Source organism: Streptomyces sp. NBC_00045, assembly GCF_045041095.1.
Classification (GTDB): Bacteria; Actinomycetota; Actinomycetes; order Streptomycetales; family Streptomycetaceae; genus Streptomyces.
In genome coordinates, this window is record NZ_CP108271.1 from 5,688,335 (window position 1) to 5,708,202 (window position 19,868).

Consider the following 19,868-nt stretch of genomic DNA (forward strand, 5'->3'; position numbering starts at 1 on the left):
TCGGGGAGGTCAGCCGGAGCGGCGCAGGGCCTCCGTCAGGCGGGCGGCCGCGTCGATGACGGCCTGGGCGTGCATCCGGCCCGGGTGGCGGGTCAGGCGCTCGATCGGTCCGGAGACCGACACGGAAGCCACCACCCGGTTCGACGGCCCGCGCACGGGCGCCGAGACGGACGCCACGCCGGGCTCCCGCTCGCCGATCGACTGCGCCCAGCCGCGGCGCCGTACGCCCGACAGGGCCGTCGCCGTGAAGCGCGCGCCCTGGAGCCCGCGGTGGAGCCGCTCGGGCTCCTCCCAGGCCATCAGGATCTGCGCGGCCGAGCCGGCCTTCATCGGGAGCGTGGAGCCCACCGGGACGGTGTCCCGTAGGCCCGACAGTCGCTCCGCTGCCGCCACGCAGATGCGCATGTCGCCCTGACGCCGGTAGAGCTGTGCGCTCTCGCCCGTCACGTCACGGAGGTGGGTGAGTACCGGTCCCGCCGTGGCCAGCAGACGGTCCTCGCCGGCCGCGGCGGCGAGCTCCGCCAGCCGCGGTCCGAGGATGAACCGGCCCTGCATGTCCCTCGCCACCATACGGTGGTGTTCCAGTGCCACGGCCAGGCGATGTGCCGTGGGTCGTGCGAGCCCTGTCGCCGCGACCAGCCCGGCGAGGGTGGCCGGACCGGACTCCAGTGCGCTCAGTACCAGAGCTGCCTTGTCGAGAACGCCGACGCCGCTAGAGTTGTCCATGAAACGATATTCGCGTCTCACACTGTGAAACGCAAGTTCAATTTTTCCAAGAAACAGCGAGTCTGTATGTGCGGGTCCACGAACCACTGGGTCCGAGCCGTCGTCCGGCGCGTGGGGTACGGGCGATCAGGCGCACCAGATCTCTATGAAGCGCCGGCCCGACCGGCCGGCCGGAGGGAAAGCGATGGGTAGGACACTCGCGGAGAAGGTCTGGGACGACCATGTCGTCCGGCGCGCCGAGGGCGAGCCCGACCTCCTCTTCATTGATCTGCACCTGCTGCACGAGGTGACCAGCCCCCAGGCCTTCGAGGGCCTGCGGCAGGCCGGCCGCAAGGTCAGGCGGCTCGACCTCACCATCGCCACCGAGGACCACAACACCCCCACCCTCGACATCGACAAGCCCATCGCGGACCCGGTCTCCCGGGCTCAGCTGGAGACGCTGCGCAAGAACTGCGCCGAGTTCGGCGTGCGCCTGCACTCCCTGGGCGATGTCGAGCAGGGCGTCGTCCACGTGGTGGGACCGCAGCTGGGCCTGACCCAGCCGGGCACCACGGTGGTCTGTGGTGACTCCCACACCTCCACGCACGGCGCCTTCGGCGCGCTCGCCTTCGGCATCGGCACGAGCCAGGTCGAGCACGTGCTGGCCACCCAGACGCTGCCGCTGGCCCGCCCGAAGACGATGGCCATCACCGTCACCGGTGCGCTGGCCGAGGGCGTCACCGCCAAGGACCTGATCCTGGCGATCATCGCGAAGATCGGCACCGGTGGCGGCCAGGGATACATCCTGGAATACCGCGGCGAAGCCATCGAGAAGCTCTCGATGGAAGCGCGGATGACCATCTGCAACATGTCGATCGAGGCCGGCGCCCGCGCGGGCATGATCGCCCCCGACCAGACCACCTTCGACTACCTCCAGGGCCGCGACCACGCCCCGGTGGGCGAGGACTGGGACGCGGCGGTCGCGTACTGGCAGACCCTGCGCACCGACGAGGACGCGGCCTTCGATGCCGAGGTCGTCATCGACGGCGCCGCGCTGTCGCCGTTCGTCACCTGGGGCACCAACCCGGGCCAGGGCGCGCCGCTGTCGGCCAACGTCCCCGACCCCGCTTCGTACGAGGACGCTTCGGAGCGCCTGGCCGCCGAAAAGGCCCTGGAGTACATGGGGTTGACCGCGGGGCAGCCGCTGCGCGACATCAAGGTCGACACCGTCTTCGTAGGTTCGTGCACCAACGGCCGCATCGAGGACCTGCGCGCCGTCGCCGGCATCATCGGCGGCCGCAAAGTCGCCGACGGCGTACGGATGCTGGTCGTCCCGGGCTCCGTCCGCGTCGCCCTGCAGGCCGTGGAAGAGGGCCTGGACAAGGTCTTCAAGGAGGCCGGCGCCGAATGGCGGCACGCGGGCTGCTCGATGTGCCTGGGCATGAACCCCGACCAACTGGCCCCCGGTGAGCGCTCCGCGTCCACCTCCAACCGCAACTTCGAGGGCCGGCAGGGCAAGGGCGGGCGGACCCACCTGGTCTCCCCGCAGGTGGCCGCCGCCACCGCGGTGCTGGGCCACCTGGCCTCTCCCGCCGACCTGTCCGACGCCAACGCGACCGCCGGAGTCTGAGAACCATGGAAGCCTTCACCACCCACACCGGCCGGGCCGTCCCGCTGCGCCGCAGCAACGTCGACACCGACCAGATCATCCCGGCCCACTGGCTGAAGAAGATCACCCGCGACGGGTTCGAGGACGGGCTCTTCGAGGCCTGGCGCAAGGACCCCGAGTTCATCACGAACCGCCCGGAGCGTCAGGGCGCGACCGTGCTCGTCGCCGGCCCCGACTTCGGTACCGGCTCCTCGCGCGAGCACGCCGTCTGGGCCCTGCAGAACTTCGGGTTCAAGACGGTCATCTCCTCCCGCTTCGCCGACATCTTCCGCGGCAACTCGCTGAAGAACGGTCTGCTGACGGTGGTCCTGCCGCAGGAGACCGTCGACCGGCTGTGGGAGCTGACCGAGGCCGACCCGACCGCCGAGGTGACGGTCGACCTGGTCGCCCGCCAGGTCCGCGCGGCGGGAATCGAGGCGGAGTTCGAACTCGACGACAACGCCCGCTGGCGCCTGCTGGAGGGCCTGGACGACATCTCGCTCACCCTTCAGAACGAAGCGGACATCGCCACGTACGAAAGCGTCCGCCCGAGCTACAAGCCGCGTACGATTCGGGCCTGATTCCGGCCTGATCAGCGCTTATTCACCCTTGGGTGATCACATCGACAACACTGTGCCCCCCGCCTTCCGGCGGGGGGCACAGCCGTGTGTTGAGGCCCCGTGAGGCGACAACTCGCCCCAGATGGCACAATCTGTGCATGGAACGCGACAGTCAACTTGAGCTCTACGAACTCGTCGCGGACCGGCTGAAAGAAGCACACACAAGGGTGCGCACACTGCAAGTCCCGGAGGGCGTAAGGATGGCGCTGTCCCGGAAGCTGTTGGTCGTCACGGCCGCGGCGAAGCACGATCTCGCCGATGCGGCAAGGCGCCTGGACAGGTTGATGAAGGACCTCGACGAGGGTCGATTCCCTGAAGGCGACTGATGCGAAGGAACTCCGTAACGGCCTACACCGTTGCGGCACTAGGGTGATTAGCCCGTTTCGTGTTTGATTTGCGGTATATATCCGCCTAACGTGCGAAATAAGCTTGAACACATTCGTTCTGGCGAAGTCTCCGAAGGGGAAGACGTGAACAAGGCGCAGCTCGTAGAAGCGATTGCCGACAAGCTGGGCGGCCGCCAGCAGGCCGCGGACGCTGTCGACGCGGTACTGGACGCGATGGTCCGCGCTGTGGTCGCGGGCGACCGGGTGTCGGTCACGGGCTTCGGCTCGTTCGAGAAGGTCGACCGCCCGGCCCGCTACGCCCGCAACCCGCAGACGGGTGAGCGCGTCCGGGTCAAGAAGACCTCGGTTCCCCGCTTCCGTGCGGGTCAGGGCTTCAAGGACCTGGTCGCGGGCACCAAGAAGCTGCCCAAGGGCGGCGAGGTGTCGGTGAAGAAGGCGCCCAAGGGCAGCCTCACCGGCGGTGCTTCCGCGACGGTCAAGAAGGCCGTGGCCAAGAAGGCCACCACCGCCAAGAGGGCGGCGGCGAAGACCACGGTCGCCAAGAAGACCACCGCCAAGAAGGTCGCCACCGCCAAGAAGGTGGTCGCCAAGACCGCCGCGGCGAAGAAGACCACGGCGACGACGGCGAAGACCACCGCCGCGGCCAAGAAGGCCGCGACGACGGCGAAGAAGACCACCGCCACCGCCAAGAAGACGGCTCCGGCGGCCAAGAAGGCCACCGCGAAGACCACGGCGCCCGCCAAGAAGGCGACGGCGCGCAAGACCACCGCGAAGAAGACCACGGCCCGCAAGAAGTAAGGCCACGAGTCACACACGCCGGGCCGGCTTCCCCTCCTGGGGAAGCCGGCCCGCGGTGCTGTTCGTACAGGTCAGAAGGTCTGCAGGGTGATCAGTGTGATCCGCAGCCCCGGCCCCTCGCCGTCCGTCTCGATCCGGACCCGCTGCCCGGGGCGCAGCAGACGCAAGCCGCCCGCGTCGAAGGCCGGGGCCTCGAAGGGCACCGGGGTGCCGTCGTCCAGCAACACACTGCCGCTGCGGGTCTGGGAGTCGTACGTGTACGCGGTCGCCTGCATACGGGCACTGTATCGGGCCGTGTGACGGCCCACACCGAGGGCGAGGGCCATTCGCAGATCCGCGGCCGTGTCCACGTCCCGGCGCACGCTCTCGACCCCCGCGAGCGCTATTTCCGCGGCCCCCGACGCCGAATGCCGGGCCCGCGACGGGCCCCCGAACGAGGGTGTCAATTCCACGTCCGGAGCAGCGGAAAGCAGAGTCGTGCCGATTCCCGCCGCATCCGCCAGAAATGCCCGGGGAAATGCGGAGGCGGCTTCGAGCACGCGTAGCAATTCCGGCGGCCGCAGTGCGGGGAGATCCGCGTTCATCGCGGCCACCGCCGCCCCCGGCCGGAGCGCGCGGACCGCCCGCGCGCCGTGGGCCAGCGCCGCGTTGAGCCCCGCCGCCGGAGCATCGGGCACGATCCGCGCCCCCAGTCGCGCCAGTTCCGCGCCGGCCCGTGCGTCGTCCGTGACGACCACCACATCGGCCACTGCCCCGCAGGCCAGCGCCCCCGCCACGGTGTCCTGCGCGAACGCCAGCGCGAGCGCGGGGCGGGACGCCCCGACGGCCGCCGCGAGACGGCTCTTGGCCACCGCCAGGGGCTTCAGCGGGACCACCAGACTCCAGACCGCGTTCGTGGCGGACCCCTTCCCTCCGGTGCGTGTCCGTACATGCGTGGACCATGGTCGGGTCATGACCGGGTCATGCGTCGGCCCATTGTCGCCTCTGCCCGGTCGACCCGGAGGTCCGGTGCTCCGGGCGGGGCGTACGGTGTTCTCGACAGAGACCGGACCGGAGGCCACACTTGTCCGGCCGACGAGGTGCCCAAGCTCCCCCAGCTACCGCCGGGAGGTACCCCCACGCACCGGTCCCAGAGGAAGGTGTACGAGTGTCCCGCCGCAGAATCGGCTTCTGGTACCGCCTGGCGGCGGTCATCGCAAAACCGCCGCTGGTCGTGCTCTTCAAGCGGGACTGGCGGGGAATGGATCACATTCCGGCCGAAGGCGGGTTTATCACGGCCGTCAATCACAACTCGTATCTGGACCCGCTCTCGTACGCGCACTTCCAGTACAACAGCGGCCGGGTGCCTCGATTGCTCGCCAAGGCGGCCCTCTTCAAGGTCCCCATTGTCGGCGCGATCCTGCACGGCTCCGGCCAGATCCCGGTCTACCGCGAGACCACCAACGCCCTGGACGCATTCCGGGCCGCCGTGGACGCGATCGAGCGTGGCGAATGCGTGGCCTTTTATCCGGAAGGCACCCTCACCCGCGATCCGGACATGTGGCCGATGGCCGGCAAGACCGGCGCCGCGCGGGTGGCGCTGATGACCAAGGCCCCCGTCATTCCGGTGGCCCAGTGGGGCGCCAATCTGGCGATGCCGCCCTACGCCAAGGAGGAGAAGGTCAAGCTGTTCCCGCGCAAGACCCTCCAGGTGCTCGCCGGACCTCCTGTCGACCTCTCCGAGTTCTACGACCGGGAGCCCACTCCCGACGTGCTCAAGGAGGTCACCGAGACCATCATGGCGGCCATCACCGTGCTGCTGGAAGAGCTGCGCGGCGAGAAGGCGCCCGAGCAGCCGTACGACCATCGCAAGGCCAGGGCGGATCAGCGGCGCAAGGCCGCGGGGGAGGACCAGAAGTGACACGTCCCGTGAAGGCGGCCGTCTTCGGAACCGGCTCCTGGGGCACGGCCTTCGGCATGGTGCTCGCCGACGCAGGCTGCGAGGTGACCCTCTGGGGCCGCCGCCGCGAGGTCGTCGACGCCATCAACACCGGCCGGACCAACCCGGACTACTTCCCGGACGTCGAACTCCCCGCGAACATGCGCGCCACCACCGACCCGGCCGAGGCCGCGCGCGGCGCCGATTTCGCGGTCCTCGCCATCCCTTCCCAGACCCTGCGCGGCAACCTCGCCGAATGGGCCCCGCTGCTGCCCGCCGACGCCGTCCTCGTCTCCCTGATGAAGGGCATCGAACTCGGCAGCGCCAAGCGGATGAGCGAGGTCATCGAGGAGGTGGCCAAGGTCCCCGCCGAGCGCGTCGCCGTCGTCACCGGCCCCAACCTGGCCCGTGAGATCGCCGCCCGGCAGCCCGCCGCAGCCGTCGTCGCCTGCTCCGACGAGGCCGTCGCGCAGCGCCTCCAGACGGCCTGCCACACCCCGTACTTCCGCCCGTACACCAGCACCGACGTCATCGGCTGCGAGCTGGGCGGCGCCGTCAAGAACGTCATCGGCCTCGCCGTCGGCATCGCCGACGGCATGGGCCTGGGCGACAACACCAAGGGTTCGCTCATCACCCGCGGACTCGCCGAAGCGACCCGGCTGGGCCTGGCGATGGGCGCCGATCCGCTGACCTTCTCCGGTCTCGCGGGCCTCGGCGACCTCGTCGCCACCTGCTCCTCGCCGCTCTCCCGGAACCACACCTTCGGCACCAACCTCGGCCGCGGAATGACCCTTGAGGAGACCATCGCGGTCACCAAGCAGACCGCCGAGGGCGTCAAGTCCTGCGAGTCGGTGGCCGATCTGGCCCGCCGCCACGGGGTGGACATGCCGATCACCGACACCGTCGTCGACATCGTCCACCACGGCAAGCCGCCGCTGGTCGCACTGAAGGAACTGATGGGGCGCAGCGCCAAACCGGAACGCCGCTGACTCCTTTCCGGACGTCCGAGCGGGTATCGTCGTGGCGATATGAGCAGCGAGAACCTCCCCCAGACCCCTGAGCAGCAGGGCCGCAAGCCCCGCGTGGCCGTCGTGTTCGGCGGCCGCAGCTCGGAACACGCCATCTCGGTCGTCACCGCGGGCGCCGTGCTGCGCTCCATCGACCGGTCCAAGTACGAGGTGCTGCCCATCGGCATCACCACGGACGGCCGGTGGGCGCTGACCGCCGACGAGCCCGCGCGCATGGCCATCGCCGACCGCAAGCTCCCGAGCGTCGAGGAGCTGGCGGACTCCGCGGACGGCGCCGTCGTGCTCTCCGTCGATCCGGCCAACCGCGAGGTCGTCTACACCGAGCCCGGAGCCGTTCCCAAGGCCCTGGGCGAGGTCGACGTCGTCTTCCCGATGCTGCACGGCCCGTACGGCGAGGACGGCACCCTGCAGGGCCTCCTGGAGCTCTCCGGCATCCCGTACGTCGGCTCGGGCGTCCTCGCCTCCGCCGTCGGCCAGGACAAGGAGTACATGAAGCGCGTCTTCACCTCCTTCGGCCTCCCCGTCGGCCCGTACGTGACCATCCGCCCCCGCGAGTGGGACGCCGACCGGGACGCCGCCCGCGGCCGGATCCTGGACTTCGCCGGCGAGCACGGCTGGCCGCTCTTCATCAAGCCCGCCCGGGCCGGCTCCTCCATCGGCATCACCAAGGTCGACGACGCCTCCGGCCTGGACGCGGCGATCCGCGAGGCCCAGCGTCACGACCCGAAGATCATCGTGGAGGCGCTGCTGCGCGGCCGCGAGATCGAGTGCGGGGTGCTGGAGTTCGAGGACGGGCCGCGCGCCAGCGTGCCCGCCGAGATCCCGCCGGTCTCCAGCCACGACTTCTACGACTTCGAGGCGAAGTACATCGACTCCGCCTCCGGAATCGTGCCCGCGCCGCTCACCCCGGAGCAGACCGCCGAGGTGCAGCGGCTCGCGATCGAGGCGTACGACGCCGCGTCCTGCGAGGGTCTGGTGCGCGCCGACTTCTTCCTCACCGAGGACGGCACCTTCGTCATCAACGAGATCAACACCATGCCGGGCTTCACCCCGATCTCCATGTACCCGCGGATGTGGAAGGAGTCGGGCATCGAGTACCCGGAGCTGGTGGACCGCCTGATCCAGGCGGCCCTGACCCGCTCCACCGGGCTGCGCTAGCCCGCGGACCCAGCGCGAAACGCCGACCGCCCGCCGGGATTCCCGGCGGGCGGTCGGTTGCGAAACGGGGGGCGGCGGGGGAGCGGCCGGGGGCCGTCAATACGACGCGATGCCCTCGGGGACGGTCTTGGCCACGACCGCGGACAGTCCGACCAGCATCCCCGCATCCGTGAAATGCTCCTTGTCGACCCGGACCTCCGTGTACGCGAGGCGCAGCCCGGTGATGAAGCGGTACCCCCCGCCGGCGCTGTCGGGGAGCTTCTGCGACAGCCACTGGACGCCGTTGACCTCGATGCCGTCCAGCTTCGGATCGGCCATCTCGGGAGGCTTGGGGATACCGCACCGCAGTACGATCGCCGAGCCGCCCCACGCGGCGGTCAGATCCGACTTCGGTGCGGAACCGGACCGCTCCAGGCCGGCCACCGTCTCCGGGAGTTCCTTGTGCAGTGCTGCACAGAACCCCGCGACGTCGGCGGGCGGCGTGGGCGGCGGATCCACCCGGGCTTCGGAATCACCCGGCGTACAGCCCGCGAGGGCCAGTACGACGGCCAGCACGGACAGGGTGGGTATACGGACGGGCCGGCGGTGTGTGGACATCACCGGCCAAGAGTAGACGGGGGCTACAGATGGACCACCGGGCAGGTCAAGGTGCGGGTGATGCCCTCCACCTGCTGGACCTTGGCGACGACCATGCGGCCGAGCTCGTCCACGGTGTCTGCTTGGGCGCGCACGATCACGTCGTACGGACCCGTCACGTCCTCGGCCTGGATCACCCCCGCGATCTGGCTGATGGACTCGGCGACGAACGACGCCTTGCCCACCTCGGTCTGGATAAGGATGTACGCCTGTACCACGGAACCTCCAGGGCGGCCACGAGGATCGATTCCCCTAACCTTCGGGTGGGCCCGGGGATTCGGACGGGCCCGGGGAAGAAGGGACGCCACGGTACCGCGTTGCCGAGCACCACGGGGAGACCCGGGGGCACGGCGCCACGCACGGCGGGGCGTACGGAGAGCAGAAGTTGACGTATCTGTTGACGGTACCCAGAGCTGTGACGGCTCGCGACCGCAAGCGGACTGGGCAAGAAGGGGCACAGCGATGAAGGGCACTGTGGGCGAGCTGGGGGAGTTCGGGCTCATTCGAGAGCTCACCTCACGGCTCACCACCACCCCGGCGGTCCGGCTCGGACCGGGCGACGACGCCGCGGTCGTGTCGGCCCCCGACCGGCGGGTCGTGGCGAGCACCGACATCCTGCTGGAAGGCAGGCACTTCCGGCGCGACTGGTCCACGGCGTACGACGTCGGCCGCAAGGCCGCCGCACAGAACCTCGCCGACATCGCCGCCATGGGCGCGGTGCCCACGGCCCTGCTGCTCGGCCTGGTCGTCCCGGCGGAGCTGCCGGTCACCTGGCCCACCGAGCTGATGGACGGGCTGCGCGACGAGTGCCAGGTCGCCGGCGCGGCCGTCGTCGGCGGCGACGTCGTCCGCGGCGACACCATCACCGTGTCCATCACCGCCCTCGGCGACCTGCGCAACCACGAGCCCGTGCTGCGCTCCGGCGCCCAGCCCGGCGACGTCGTGGCCGTCACGGGCTGGCTGGGCTGGTCCGCGGCCGGATTCGCCGTGCTCTCGCGCGGCTTCCGCTCCCCACGGGCCTTCGTCGAGGCGCACCGCCGCCCCGAGCCGCCGTACCACGCGGGCCCCGCGGCCGCCGGGCTCGGCGCCACCGCCATGACCGACGTCAGCGACGGCCTGATCGCCGACCTCGGGCACATCGCGGAAGCCAGCAAGGTACGGATCGACCTGCGCTCGGCGGCCGTCGACATCCCGACCCAGATGCACGACATCGGGCAGGCCGTCGGGGTCGACCCCTTGCAGTGGGTGCTCACTGGAGGAGAAGATCACGCCATCGTGGCGACCTTCCCGCCCGACGTGAAGCTGCCGGCCCGGTGGAAGGTCATCGGGGAGGTGCTGAACCGGTCCGCGCTGCCCCAGGTGACCGTGGACGGCGCCCCCTGGACGAGCACCGGCGGCTGGGACCACTTCGGCTCCGACCCGTCCACCGAGGAGACCTCGCGATGACCGACGCGCCACCGCTGTGCCTGACCGTCGCCGGATCGGACTCCGGCGGTGGCGCCGGGATCCAGGCCGACCTCAAGACCATGCTGGCGCTCGGCGTGCACGGGATGAGCGTGGTGACGGCCGTGACCGCGCAGAACTCCCTCGGGGTGCAGGGGGTCTGGGAACTGCCCGCAGAGGCCGTGAAGGCCCAGTACCGGGCCGTCGTGGACGACATCGGCGTCCAGGCGATCAAGACCGGGATGTTGGCCTCCACCACACTGGTGGAGACGGTGGCCGAGCTGCTGGCCGCCACGTCCGCCCCCGCCGTCGTGGACCCGGTCGGGGTCTCCAAGCACGGGGACGCGCTGCTCGCCGCCGCGGCGCTGGACGCCGTGCGCAAGGAGCTGCTGCCGCGGGCCACCGTGGCCACCCCCAACCTGGACGAGGTGACGCAGCTCACCGGCGTGGTGGTGGAGAGCGAGGACGACATGCGGCGGGCCGCCGACGCCGTGCTCTCGTACGGACCCGAGTGGGCGCTGATCAAGGGCGGCCACCTGGCCGCCCACGGGAACGAGGCGGCCGACCTGCTCACCGACGGCGAGACGCAGCTGTGGCTGCGGGCGCCGCGCCACGACAACCGCCACACCCACGGCACCGGCTGCACCCTCGCCAGTGCGATCGCGGCGGGGCTGGCCAAGGGGCAGGACGTACCGCAGGCCGTCATGGAGGCCAAGGAGTACGTGACCGGCGCCATCGCCGCCGGCTTCGCCCTCGGCGGCGGCATCGGCCCGGTGGACCACGCCTGGCAGTGGCACCGCTGACGGCGGCCCAACGGCAGAAGACCACCGCATCACGTGATGCGGTGGTCTCCGCGCCTCACACCCGGCCGGGCCGGGCAAGGCAAAAGGCCGGCCCACTAGGTGGACCGGCCTTCTTGGCAACCGGAAAGGGCTGCGCTACGACGGTTGGCGTCAGCGCGAGACCTTGCCGGCCTTGATGCACGAGGTGCAGACGTTGAGGCGCTTCGGCGTCCCACCGACCACGGCACGAACGCGCTGGATGTTCGGGTTCCAGCGACGAGAGGTGCGGCGGTGCGAGTGGGAGATGTTGTTGCCGAAGCTCGGCCCCTTGGCGCAAACGTCGCAGTTGGCAGCCACAGGTCACTCCAAAGACTTCAGATGCACTTACAGTGAAATCCGGCGCACCGGATCAGAAGTCTGAAGAAGTCTGAGTGGTTTGCCGGGGGAATGGCCCGACTTTCATCGGGCAACCGGAGCAGCATACAACGACTGCGTCGGTCCAAGAAAACTACCATGGCCGCCGCCGACCCCGCCCGCGAGCCCGGACGCCCGGCAGACCTTCGTTACCCTGCGGTGAACCCTGGCCCGCACAAGGAGGAACGCCCGGTGCCGCACGAGCCGCAGCCGCAGCCCGCCGACGAGCTCGACGCCGAAGCGGTGCGCACCTGGAGCTCGCTGGCCGTGGCCGCACTGGGCCGGGCCCGCGATGACATCGACGCGATCAACGTCTACCCGGTCGCGGACGCGGACACCGGCACCAACCTCTACCTGACCGCCGAATCGGCGGACCGCGCACTCGCCGAAGCCCTCGGAAAGGCCCCCGCGGGCGTGAGCGAGACCACAGCGGACGGGCAGCCGGGCGCCGAAGGTCGGGCACCCTCCCTCTCCCACGCCGTACGGGCCTACGCACACGGCGCCCTCATAGGCGCCCGCGGGAACTCCGGGACGATCCTGGCGCAGCTGCTGCGCGGCGTGGCCGACGTGCTCGGCGAAGATCCCGGCGACCGCGGGCCGGGCCCGCTGCTGGCCCAGGCGCTGACCCGGGCCGCCGAGGAGGCGTACGAGGCGGTCGCACACCCGGTGGAGGGCACCATGCTCACCGTCGCCGCCGCCGCGGCGAGGGCCGGTGAGGCGGCCGGGGCCGCCGCCGGGACCGCCGCCGACGTGGCCCTCGCCGCCTACGACGGGGCCCGCGCCGCCCTCGCGGACACCCCGGGGCAGCTGGCCGAGCTGGGCCGGGCCGGAGTGGTCGACGCCGGGGGCTGCGGGCTGGTCGCCGTACTCGGGGCCCTGTGGCAGGCGCTGTCCGGCCGGCAGCCCGCCCCCGAGGCCATCCGCGGCCGGGCCGTGCCCGTGCCGCAGCCGGCGCAGCCCTGCGACGTCGAGGAGCAGGGCGGGCCCGCGTACGAGGTGATCTACCTCCTGGAGGCCGCCGAGCCGGACGTGGCGCAGCTGCGCGAACGCCTCGACGGACTGGGGGACTCACTCGTGGTGGTCGGCGGCGACGGACTGTGGAACGTGCACGTCCATGTCGACGACCCCGGCGCCGCCGTGGAGGCCGGCGTGGTCGCCGGGCGCCCGTACCGCATCCGCATCACCCACTTCGGCGACGAGCGGCGCCGGGCGCGCGGGGAGCGCGTCCAGCGGGCCGTCGTCGCCGTGGTCCCGGGCGAGGGGCTGGCCGGGCTGTGCGGGGAGGCGGGCGCGACCACCGTGCTCGCCCGCACCGGGGAGGTCCCGGACACCACCGAACTCCTCGACGCCATCCGGCGCGCGCACGCCCGCGAGGTGGTGCTGCTGCCCGGTGGCGCCGACCAGCGCGCCGCCGCGGCCGCCGCGGCCGAACGGGCCCGGGCCGACGGCGTACGGGTGGCCGTGATCCCCACCCGCTCCGCGGTCCAGGGCCTGGCCGCGCTCGCCGTCCACGACCCGGACGGCAGCTTCGACGAGGACGTGGTCGCCATGACCGCGGCGGCAGGGGCCACCCGCTACGGGGAACTCGCCGTCGCCGAACGGCAGTCCTTCACCTCCGCCGGCATCTGCCAGGCCGGGGACGTGCTCGGGTTGATCGACGGAGACGTCGCCGTCATCGGCTCCGCGCTCGACGACACCGCCGAGGCCGTCCTGGAACGGATGCTGGGCTCCGGCGGCGAGCTCGTCACCCTGGTCCTGGGACCGGAGGTGCCGGACGCCCTCGCCGCACGCCTGGAGGCGTACGTACAGCACGGGCACCTGGCCGTGGACACGGTCACCTACCGCGGCGGGCGGCACTCGGCGCCCCTCCTCATCGGGGTCGAATAGCCGCCTTGTCAGCGCGATGGTGTGCAATGAACACGTGCCCGCGCTCGACGAAGACCTCAAGAAGACGCTCGGCCCCGCCACCGCCAAGGTGCTGGCCGAGCAGCTCGGCCTGCACACGGCCCTGGACCTGCTGCACCACTACCCGCGGCGGTACGCGGAGCGCGGCGAGCTGACCTCGCTGGCCGAGCTCGCCGACCAGATCGACGAGCACGTGACGGTCGTCGCCCAAGTCGCCGACGCCCGGATCCTGACCTTCAACGGGGGCCGGGGCAAGCGCCTGGAGGTCACCATCACCGACGGCAGCGGCCGCCTCCAGCTGGTCTTCTTCGGGGCGGGCGTCCACAAGCCGCACAAGGAACTGCTGCCGGGCAGCCGCGCGATGTTCGCGGGCAAGGTCTCGATGTTCAACCGCAAGCTCCAGCTGGCCCACCCCGCCTACGAGCCGCTCGGCGCGGACGCCTCCGACCGGGACGCCGCCACCGCCTTCGCCAATCAACTCATCCCGATCTACCCGGCCTGCGCCAAGCTGGAGTCCTGGAAGATCACCAAATGCGTGGACGCCGTACTGCCCCGCGCCCAGGAGGTCCTGGACCCGCTGCCGGACGCACTGCGCGAGGACCGCGGACTGGTCCCGCTCACCGAGGCCCTCCTGAAGATCCACCGGCCGGCCACCAAGGCCGACATCGAGGACGCGCGCCAGCGGCTGAAGTGGGACGAGGCCTTCGTCCTCCAGGTCGCCCTGGCCCGCCGCCGGCACGCCGACTCCCAGCTCCCGGCCGTCCCGCGCCGCCCCGCCGCCGGCGGCCTGCTCGACGCCTTCGACGCCAAACTGCCCTTCACCCTCACCGAGGGCCAGCAGACCGTCTCGAAGGAGATCTTCGACGACCTGGCCACCGAGCACCCCATGCACCGCCTCCTCCAGGGCGAGGTCGGCTCGGGCAAGACGATGGTCGCGCTGCGGGCCATGCTCGCCGTCGTGGACTGCGGCGGGCAGGCCGCCATGCTCGCCCCCACCGAGGTCCTCGCCCAGCAGCACCACCGCTCCATCACCGAGATGATGGGCGAGCTCGCCGAGGCGGGCATGCTCGGCGGCTCCGACCGGGGCACCAAGGTCGTCCTGCTCACCGGCTCCATGGGGATGCCCGCGCGCCGCCAGGCCCTGCTCGACCTGGTCACCGGCGAGGCGGGCATCGTGATCGGCACGCACGCGCTCATCGAGGACAAGGTGCAGTTCCACGACCTCGGCCTGGTCGTGGTCGACGAACAGCACCGCTTCGGCGTGGAGCAGCGCGACGCCCTGCGGTCCAAGGGGAAGCAGCCCCCGCACCTGCTCGTGATGACCGCGACCCCCATCCCGCGCACCGTCGCGATGACCGTCTTCGGAGACCTGGAGACCTCCGTCCTCGACCAGCTGCCCGCGGGCCGCTCCCCGATCGCCACCCACGTCGTACCGGCCAAGGACAAGCCGCACTTCCTGACCCGGGCCTGGGAACGGGTGCGGGAGGAGGTCGAGAACGGGCACCAGGCGTACGTGGTGTGCCCGCGCATCGGCGACGGCGAGGACGACCCGAAGAAGAAGCCCGCCGAGGAGGACGGCGAGCGGCGACCTCCGCTGGCGGTCCTGGAGATCGCCGAACAGCTCACCCGCGGACCGCTCGCCGGACTGTCGGTGGAGGTGCTGCACGGCCGGATGGACCCGGCCGACAAGGACGACGTCATGCGCCGCTTCGCCGCCGGCGAGGTCAAGGTGCTGGTCGCCACCACCGTCATCGAAGTCGGCGTGAACGTCCCGAACTCCACCGTCATGGTGATCATGGACGCGGACCGGTTCGGCGTCTCCCAGCTCCACCAGCTGCGCGGCCGCGTCGGCCGCGGCTCCGCGCCCGGCCTGTGCCTGTTGGTCAGCGAGATGCACGAGGCCAGCCCCGCCCGGGCCCGGCTCGCCGCGGTCGCCGCCACGCTGGACGGCTTCGAGCTCTCCCGGATCGACCTCGAACAGCGCCGCGAGGGCGACGTGCTGGGGCAGGCCCAGTCGGGCGTGCGGTCCTCGCTGCGCATGCTCGCGGTCATCGAGGACGAAGAGGTCATCGCCCAGGCCCGGGAGGAGGCCACCCGCGTGGTCGCCGCCGACCCCGAGCTGGAGCGGCTGCCGGGCCTGCGGGGCGCGCTGGACGCCCTGCTGGACACCGAGCGGGAGCAGTACCTGGAGAAGGGCTGAACGGGACCGCCCGGGGCCTTCCGGGCCGGTACGACCTATCGTTGGACTCCGCAGTACCGGGCCGTACCCGCAGGACCCGTCAGCACCCCACCACCACCGTCGTACCGAAGGACCCCAGATGACCCGCGTGATCGCCGGCAGCGCCGGCGGGCGACGGCTGACCGTGCCCCCGGGCACCGGCACCCGGCCGACCTCGGACCGGATGCGCGAAGGCCTCTTCTCGACCTGGGAGTCGCTGCACGGCGTCGAGGGGGCCCGGGTGCTCGACCTCTACGCGGGCTCCGGCGCCGTCGGCCTGGAGGCCCTCTCCCGCGGCGCCTCGCACGCACTGCTCGTCGAGCCTGAGGCCAAGGCCGCCAAAGCGATCCGGGACAACATCAGGTCGCTGGGCCTGCCCGGCGCCGAGTTCCGCGCGGGCAAGGCGGAGCAGGTCGTGGCGGTCCCGGCGGCCGGGGACCCGTACGACGTGGTGTTCCTGGACCCGCCGTACGCCGTCGGCCACGACGATCTTGGCGAGATCCTCCTCACACTCCGCGCCAATGGCTGGCTCACGGACGATGCGCTCGTCACCGTGGAGCGCGGCACGAGGAGCGGCGCGTTCCCGTGGCCCGAGGGCTTCGAGCCGCTGCGCTCCCGGAAGTACGGCGAGGGCACCCTTTGGTACGGTCGCGCCGCCTTCACCAGCGAAGACTCATGATGCCCGCATCGGAGAGCGAGGGACCCAAGTTGCGCCGAGCCGTCTGTCCCGGGTCATTCGACCCCATCACCAACGGACACCTCGACATCATCGGCCGGGCCTCCCGGCTCTACGACGTCGTGCACGTCGCCGTGATGATCAACCAGTCCAAGAAGGGGCTGTTCACCGTCGAGGAGCGGATCGAGCTGATCCGCGAGGCGACCGCCGGCTACGGGAACGTCGAAGTGGAGTCCTTCCACGGACTGCTCGTCGACTTCTGCAAGCAGCGCGACATCCCGGCCATCGTCAAGGGGCTGCGGGCCGTCAGCGATTTCGACTACGAGCTCCAGATGGCCCAGATGAACATGGGGCTCTCGGGCGTCGAGACGCTGTTCGTGCCGACCAATCCCACCTACAGCTTCCTGTCCTCCTCGCTGGTCAAGGAGGTGGCGACCTGGGGCGGAGACGTCGCCCACCTGTTGCCGCCGCACGTGCACGCGGCGCTGACCGAGCGGCTCGCCGCCCGCTGACCGACTGACGGGCCGTCAGTCAGTGTCTGGCGTTCACCCGGTGGCCGTACAGTCGTCCCGTCCGTCTCAGGAACCGCCCGAGGCCGAGAGAGTGCGAGCCCCCATGGACGTGCAGAAGAAGCTCGACGAGATCGTCGCGGCCGTCGGCGGCGCCCGGTCCATGCCCATGTCGGCCTCCTGCGTGATCAACCGCGCGGACCTGCTCGCCCTGCTGGAAGAGGTCCGCCAGGCGCTGCCGGGCTCGCTCGCGCAGGCGCAGGAGCTCATCGGCGGTCGCGAGCAGATGGTCGAGGACGCCCGACGCGAGGCGGAACGGATCATCGAGTCCGCGCACGCCCAGCGCGGATCGCTGATCTCCGACACCGAGGTCGCGCGCCGCTCCCAGGCCGAGGCCGACCGGATCCTGGCGGACGCCCGCAGGGAGGCCGAGGAGATCCGGGCCGAGGCCGACGACTACGTCGACAGCAAGCTCGCGAACTTCGAGGTCGTGCTCACCAAGACCATCGGCTCCGTGGACCGCGGCCGCGAGAAGCTGCTCGGCCGCGGCCCCGGCCTGGACGACCAGGGGTACCCCGACGCGGACGCCCCCGAGCGCAGCCAGGACCCGGACACGCAGCGGCAGCAGGCGGACGCGTACGTGGACACCAAGCTGGCGACCTTCGAGGCGGTGCTCTCCAAGACCCTGGAGGCCGTCGGCCGAGGCCGCCAGAAGCTCCTGGGCCGGGTGCCCACGGACGACCTCGGCGCCCACATGGCGGCCCAGGACGCCGCCGGGGCGCAGCAGTCCCGCTCGGCGAGCGACGCGGACTTCCTGGCGGGCCTGGCCGAACCGGCGGCCCCGATGGCTCCCGCGGCGGCCGTGATCCCGGCCCAGGCCCAGCAGGGGCCCGCGTACGACGCGTACGCCTACCAGCAGCCCCAGCAGTCCCAGCAGCAGGACGGGTACGGCTACCAGGACCCCTACGCCTACCAGCAGCAGGCCCAGCAACCGGACCCCTACGCGGCGATGGGCTACGAGCAGCAGCCGGACCCCTACGCGGCCTACCAGCAGCAGCCGCAGGCCCCGCAGCACCCGCAGCAGCCCGCGCTGGACGAGACCAGCTTCTTCGACACGGGCATGATCAACTTGGATCAGCTGCGCCAGTACGAGCAGGGGCGCTGAGGCCGGATTGGGCTCAGAGCGAAGCGCCGGGTATCCTGGCTCTTCGGTCGCGCGTATGCACCGCGATCCATGCTGCCCACAAGTGGCGGAAATCTTGATCTTCAGCGATCTGTGAAAGCAGGAACGGCCCTGAATACCCGCCTCGACCACCGCAACCCCCTCGTGTTCGACACGCACGAGCTGGGTCGGCGTCCTGGTGCCATGCAGCGGCTGTCCCGTGAGATCGCGGCACCTGCGGACTTCGGTCTCGTCGGTGTCATCGGAGTGCCGGAAGGCGCCCCGGTGAAGCTCAGCATCCGCCTTGAGTCGGTCATGGAAGGGGTGCTTGTCACAGGCACCGCTCGTGCGTCGGCCGTAGGGGAGTGCGTAAGGTGTCTGGAGTCCGTCGAGCGCGAGCTCAAGGCGGACTTCCAGGAGATGTTCTCGTACCCTGACGCCGACGACCGGAGCCGCTCCAAGGCGGAGCCGGCCGACGACGCCGAGGACGACGAGGACACGCTCTTCCTTGAGGACGGATTGTTCGACCTCGAACCCGTGCTGCGGGATGTGGTGGTGCTCGCACTGCCCATGCAGCCGGTGTGCCGGGAGGACTGTCTCGGACTGTGCCCCGATTGCGGGCTCAGCCTGAACGACGACCCGGAGCACCACCATGATGCCGTCGACATCCGTTGGGCGGCATTGCAGGAACTCGTCGTGACCGATCAGGACGGCGAGAAGGACAACATGAGCGGCACTGCATCTGACGACGTTCAGAGCGCCGCCGAGAAGCAGGAGAAGTAGCCGTGGCTGTTCCGAAGCGGAAGATGTCGCGCAGCAACACGCGCCACCGCCGGTCGCAGTGGAAGGCTGCGGTCCCCACCCTGGTTTCGTGTGAGCGTTGCCAGGAGCCGAAGCTCCAGCACATTGCGTGCCCGAGCTGCGGCACCTACAACAAGCGTCAGGTCCTCGAGGTCTGAGCGGCTGGTGAGAGGCGCAATGTCTGAGCTGTCCAACGCTGAGAAGCAGGCAGACAGTAACAACGCGGCCTCGTCCCACACGCTTCTGGAAGGGCGGCTCGGGTATCGACTCGAGTCCGCCCTTCTGGTGCGTGCACTGACCCACCGCTCGTACGCGTACGAGAACGGCGGTCTGCCCACCAACGAACGCCTGGAGTTCCTCGGGGACTCCGTGCTCGGCCTGGTGGTCACGGACACGCTGTACACCACCCACCCCGACCTGCCCGAAGGCCAGCTGGCCAAACTGCGGGCCGCGGTGGTCAACTCGCGCGCACTGGCGGAGGTCGGGCGCGGCCTCGATCTCGGCTCCTTCATCCGGCTCGGCCGGGGCGAAGAGGGCACGGGTGGCCGGGACAAGGCCTCCATCCTCGCCGACACCCTTGAAGCGGTGATCGGCGCCGTCTACCTCGACCAGGGCCTCGAAGCGGCCTCGGAGCTGGTCCACCGGCTCTTCGACCCGCTCATCGAGAAGTCCTCGAACCTCGGGGCCGGCCTGGACTGGAAGACCAGTCTCCAGGAGCTCACGGCGGCCGAAGGCCTCGGCGTACCGGAATACCTGGTCACCGAGACCGGTCCGGACCACGAGAAGACCTTCACCGCTGCTGCCCGCGTCGGTGGTGTCTCGTACGGCACCGGCACCGGCCGCAGCAAGAAGGAAGCGGAACAGCAGGCAGCGGAGTCCGCCTGGCGCGGCATCCGTGCCAAGGCGGACGAGCGGATCGCGGCGGAAGCCGCGGCCTCCGCCGCCACCCAGGTCGTGGTGACGGCTCCGGCCGACACCGTGGCCGAGGCCGAGGACGGCGGGTCGCCGACGCCCGCCGACCCGACGCCGAACGGCTGAACCCTTCCTTCGGGATCTCCCGCCCGCCCCTGCTACGCAGGGGCGGGCGGACCCGTTTCCGG

Annotated in this window: 21 protein-coding genes and 1 pseudogene; 17 read left to right on the forward strand and 5 right to left on the reverse strand. The window is 70.9% G+C overall.

Annotated elements, in window-relative coordinates:
- Positions 1–9: 9 nt before the first annotated feature.
- A complete protein-coding gene (gene ndgR / locus OHA65_RS26825; protein WP_007266782.1) occupies positions 10–726 on the reverse strand; it encodes an IclR family transcriptional regulator NdgR in 717 nt (238 codons plus the stop codon).
- Positions 727–910: 184 nt separating this feature from the next.
- Here ndgR and leuC point away from each other — a divergent pair, with 184 nt between their 5' ends.
- From leuC to OHA65_RS26845, 4 genes are all read left to right on the forward strand, one after another.
- On the forward strand, positions 911–2,335 hold the full coding sequence (leuC, locus tag OHA65_RS26830; protein WP_327278752.1) for a 3-isopropylmalate dehydratase large subunit: 1,425 nt from the start codon (positions 911–913) through the stop codon (positions 2,333–2,335).
- 5 nt (positions 2,336–2,340) lie between these two features.
- On the forward strand, positions 2,341–2,934 hold the full coding sequence (leuD, locus tag OHA65_RS26835) for a 3-isopropylmalate dehydratase small subunit (protein WP_327278753.1): 594 nt from the start codon (positions 2,341–2,343) through the stop codon (positions 2,932–2,934).
- A 137-nt stretch (positions 2,935–3,071) separates the two neighbouring features.
- The gene (locus tag OHA65_RS26840; RefSeq protein ID WP_008739877.1) at positions 3,072–3,299 is read left to right on the forward strand and encodes a hypothetical protein; all 228 of its coding nucleotides are present in this window, start codon (positions 3,072–3,074) and stop codon (positions 3,297–3,299) included.
- A gap of 144 nt (positions 3,300–3,443) precedes the next feature.
- A complete protein-coding gene (locus tag OHA65_RS26845; protein WP_328763817.1) occupies positions 3,444–4,118 on the forward strand; it encodes an HU family DNA-binding protein in 675 nt (224 codons plus the stop codon).
- Positions 4,119–4,390: 272 nt separating this feature from the next.
- Here OHA65_RS26845 and cofC read toward each other — a convergent pair.
- Positions 4,391–5,071: pseudogene (cofC, locus tag OHA65_RS26850) on the reverse strand (2-phospho-L-lactate guanylyltransferase); the annotation flags it as partial.
- A gap of 194 nt (positions 5,072–5,265) precedes the next feature.
- Between cofC and OHA65_RS26855 the strand changes: the two are divergent.
- From OHA65_RS26855 to OHA65_RS26865, 3 genes are read left to right on the forward strand one after another with little or no spacing between them, the layout of a single operon-like run.
- Positions 5,266–6,018: a lysophospholipid acyltransferase family protein gene (locus OHA65_RS26855; RefSeq protein WP_328763819.1), complete on the forward strand. Its 753-nt coding sequence runs from the start codon at positions 5,266–5,268 to the stop codon at positions 6,016–6,018.
- A complete protein-coding gene (locus tag OHA65_RS26860; protein ID WP_327278756.1) occupies positions 6,015–7,025 on the forward strand; it encodes an NAD(P)H-dependent glycerol-3-phosphate dehydrogenase in 1,011 nt (336 codons plus the stop codon). The genes OHA65_RS26855 and OHA65_RS26860 overlap by 4 nt, the downstream gene beginning before the upstream one ends.
- Positions 7,026–7,064: 39 nt before the next feature.
- Positions 7,065–8,222: a D-alanine--D-alanine ligase family protein gene (locus OHA65_RS26865; protein ID WP_327278757.1), complete on the forward strand. Its 1,158-nt coding sequence runs from the start codon at positions 7,065–7,067 to the stop codon at positions 8,220–8,222.
- A gap of 96 nt (positions 8,223–8,318) precedes the next feature.
- On the opposite strand, the gene OHA65_RS26870 is transcribed toward OHA65_RS26865, so the two are convergent.
- Positions 8,319–8,819: a DUF3515 domain-containing protein gene (locus tag OHA65_RS26870; RefSeq protein WP_327278758.1), complete on the reverse strand. Its 501-nt coding sequence runs from the start codon at positions 8,817–8,819 to the stop codon at positions 8,319–8,321.
- A 23-nt stretch (positions 8,820–8,842) separates the two neighbouring features.
- On the reverse strand, positions 8,843–9,076 hold the full coding sequence (locus tag OHA65_RS26875) for an Lrp/AsnC ligand binding domain-containing protein (RefSeq protein ID WP_030298511.1): 234 nt from the start codon (positions 9,074–9,076) through the stop codon (positions 8,843–8,845).
- 244 nt (positions 9,077–9,320) lie between these two features.
- On the opposite strand from OHA65_RS26875, the gene OHA65_RS26880 reads away from it, so the two are divergent.
- Positions 9,321–10,304 carry a thiamine-phosphate kinase gene (locus OHA65_RS26880; RefSeq protein WP_327278759.1) on the forward strand — a complete coding sequence of 328 codons (984 nt, stop codon included), beginning with the start codon at positions 9,321–9,323 and terminating at the stop codon, positions 10,302–10,304.
- Positions 10,301–11,104: a bifunctional hydroxymethylpyrimidine kinase/phosphomethylpyrimidine kinase gene (gene thiD, locus OHA65_RS26885; RefSeq protein WP_327278760.1), complete on the forward strand. Its 804-nt coding sequence runs from the start codon at positions 10,301–10,303 to the stop codon at positions 11,102–11,104. The genes OHA65_RS26880 and thiD overlap by 4 nt, the downstream gene beginning before the upstream one ends.
- Before the next feature lie 150 nt (positions 11,105–11,254).
- Here the strand turns inward: thiD and rpmB are convergent, their stop codons facing one another.
- Positions 11,255–11,440 carry a 50S ribosomal protein L28 gene (gene rpmB / locus OHA65_RS26890; RefSeq protein ID WP_082410959.1) on the reverse strand — a complete coding sequence of 62 codons (186 nt, stop codon included), beginning with the start codon at positions 11,438–11,440 and terminating at the stop codon, positions 11,255–11,257.
- Positions 11,441–11,689: 249 nt separating this feature from the next.
- On the opposite strand from rpmB, the gene OHA65_RS26895 reads away from it, so the two are divergent.
- The 8 genes from OHA65_RS26895 to rnc all read left to right on the forward strand — a co-directional run bounded on the left by OHA65_RS26895 (position 11,690) and on the right by rnc (position 19,806).
- A complete protein-coding gene (locus OHA65_RS26895; RefSeq protein ID WP_405762563.1) occupies positions 11,690–13,384 on the forward strand; it encodes a DAK2 domain-containing protein in 1,695 nt (564 codons plus the stop codon).
- A gap of 16 nt (positions 13,385–13,400) precedes the next feature.
- Complete coding sequence (gene recG, locus OHA65_RS26900) at positions 13,401–15,602, forward strand: ATP-dependent DNA helicase RecG (RefSeq protein WP_405756929.1); 2,202 nt, start codon at positions 13,401–13,403, stop codon at positions 15,600–15,602.
- A gap of 118 nt (positions 15,603–15,720) precedes the next feature.
- The gene (rsmD, locus tag OHA65_RS26905; protein ID WP_327278763.1) at positions 15,721–16,299 is read left to right on the forward strand and encodes a 16S rRNA (guanine(966)-N(2))-methyltransferase RsmD; all 579 of its coding nucleotides are present in this window, start codon (positions 15,721–15,723) and stop codon (positions 16,297–16,299) included.
- Between the two features lie 29 nt (positions 16,300–16,328).
- Positions 16,329–16,808, forward strand: a complete 480-nt coding sequence (gene coaD, locus OHA65_RS26910; protein WP_327285801.1) for a pantetheine-phosphate adenylyltransferase — start codon at positions 16,329–16,331, stop codon at positions 16,806–16,808.
- Positions 16,809–16,911: 103 nt separating this feature from the next.
- A complete protein-coding gene (locus tag OHA65_RS26915; RefSeq protein ID WP_405762564.1) occupies positions 16,912–17,970 on the forward strand; it encodes a cell division initiation protein in 1,059 nt (352 codons plus the stop codon).
- A gap of 69 nt (positions 17,971–18,039) precedes the next feature.
- Entirely contained in the window at positions 18,040–18,750 is a 711-nt protein-coding gene (locus OHA65_RS26920) for a DUF177 domain-containing protein (RefSeq protein WP_327278765.1), read from the forward strand.
- A gap of 2 nt (positions 18,751–18,752) precedes the next feature.
- Positions 18,753–18,926, forward strand: a complete 174-nt coding sequence (gene rpmF / locus OHA65_RS26925) for a 50S ribosomal protein L32 (RefSeq protein WP_003965982.1) — start codon at positions 18,753–18,755, stop codon at positions 18,924–18,926.
- Between the two features lie 19 nt (positions 18,927–18,945).
- Positions 18,946–19,806: a ribonuclease III gene (rnc, locus tag OHA65_RS26930; protein ID WP_405762566.1), complete on the forward strand. Its 861-nt coding sequence runs from the start codon at positions 18,946–18,948 to the stop codon at positions 19,804–19,806.
- The last annotated feature ends 62 nt before the right edge of the window (positions 19,807–19,868 follow it).

Excerpts from the sequence above, each read along its gene's own strand:
- OHA65_RS26920 (WP_327278765.1), top strand. The coding sequence starts at position 18,040 with ATGCTGCCCACAAGTGGCGGAAATCTTGATCTTCAGCGATCTGTGAAA.
- leuC (WP_327278752.1), top strand. The coding sequence starts at position 911 with ATGGGTAGGACACTCGCGGAGAAGGTCTGGGACGACCATGTCGTCCGG.
- OHA65_RS26915 (WP_405762564.1), top strand. The coding sequence starts at position 16,912 with ATGGACGTGCAGAAGAAGCTCGACGAGATCGTCGCGGCCGTCGGCGGC.
- rsmD (WP_327278763.1), top strand. The coding sequence starts at position 15,721 with ATGACCCGCGTGATCGCCGGCAGCGCCGGCGGGCGACGGCTGACCGTG.
- thiD (WP_327278760.1), top strand. The coding sequence starts at position 10,301 with ATGACCGACGCGCCACCGCTGTGCCTGACCGTCGCCGGATCGGACTCC.
- OHA65_RS26840 (WP_008739877.1), top strand. The coding sequence starts at position 3,072 with ATGGAACGCGACAGTCAACTTGAGCTCTACGAACTCGTCGCGGACCGG.
- OHA65_RS26865 (WP_327278757.1), top strand. The coding sequence starts at position 7,065 with ATGAGCAGCGAGAACCTCCCCCAGACCCCTGAGCAGCAGGGCCGCAAG.
- leuD (WP_327278753.1), top strand. The coding sequence starts at position 2,341 with ATGGAAGCCTTCACCACCCACACCGGCCGGGCCGTCCCGCTGCGCCGC.
- OHA65_RS26870 (WP_327278758.1), bottom strand. The coding sequence starts at position 8,819 with ATGTCCACACACCGCCGGCCCGTCCGTATACCCACCCTGTCCGTGCTG.
- rnc (WP_405762566.1), top strand. The coding sequence starts at position 18,946 with ATGTCTGAGCTGTCCAACGCTGAGAAGCAGGCAGACAGTAACAACGCG.
- OHA65_RS26880 (WP_327278759.1), top strand. The coding sequence starts at position 9,321 with ATGAAGGGCACTGTGGGCGAGCTGGGGGAGTTCGGGCTCATTCGAGAG.
- ndgR (WP_007266782.1), bottom strand. The coding sequence starts at position 726 with ATGGACAACTCTAGCGGCGTCGGCGTTCTCGACAAGGCAGCTCTGGTA.
- recG (WP_405756929.1), top strand. The coding sequence starts at position 13,401 with ATGGTGTGCAATGAACACGTGCCCGCGCTCGACGAAGACCTCAAGAAG.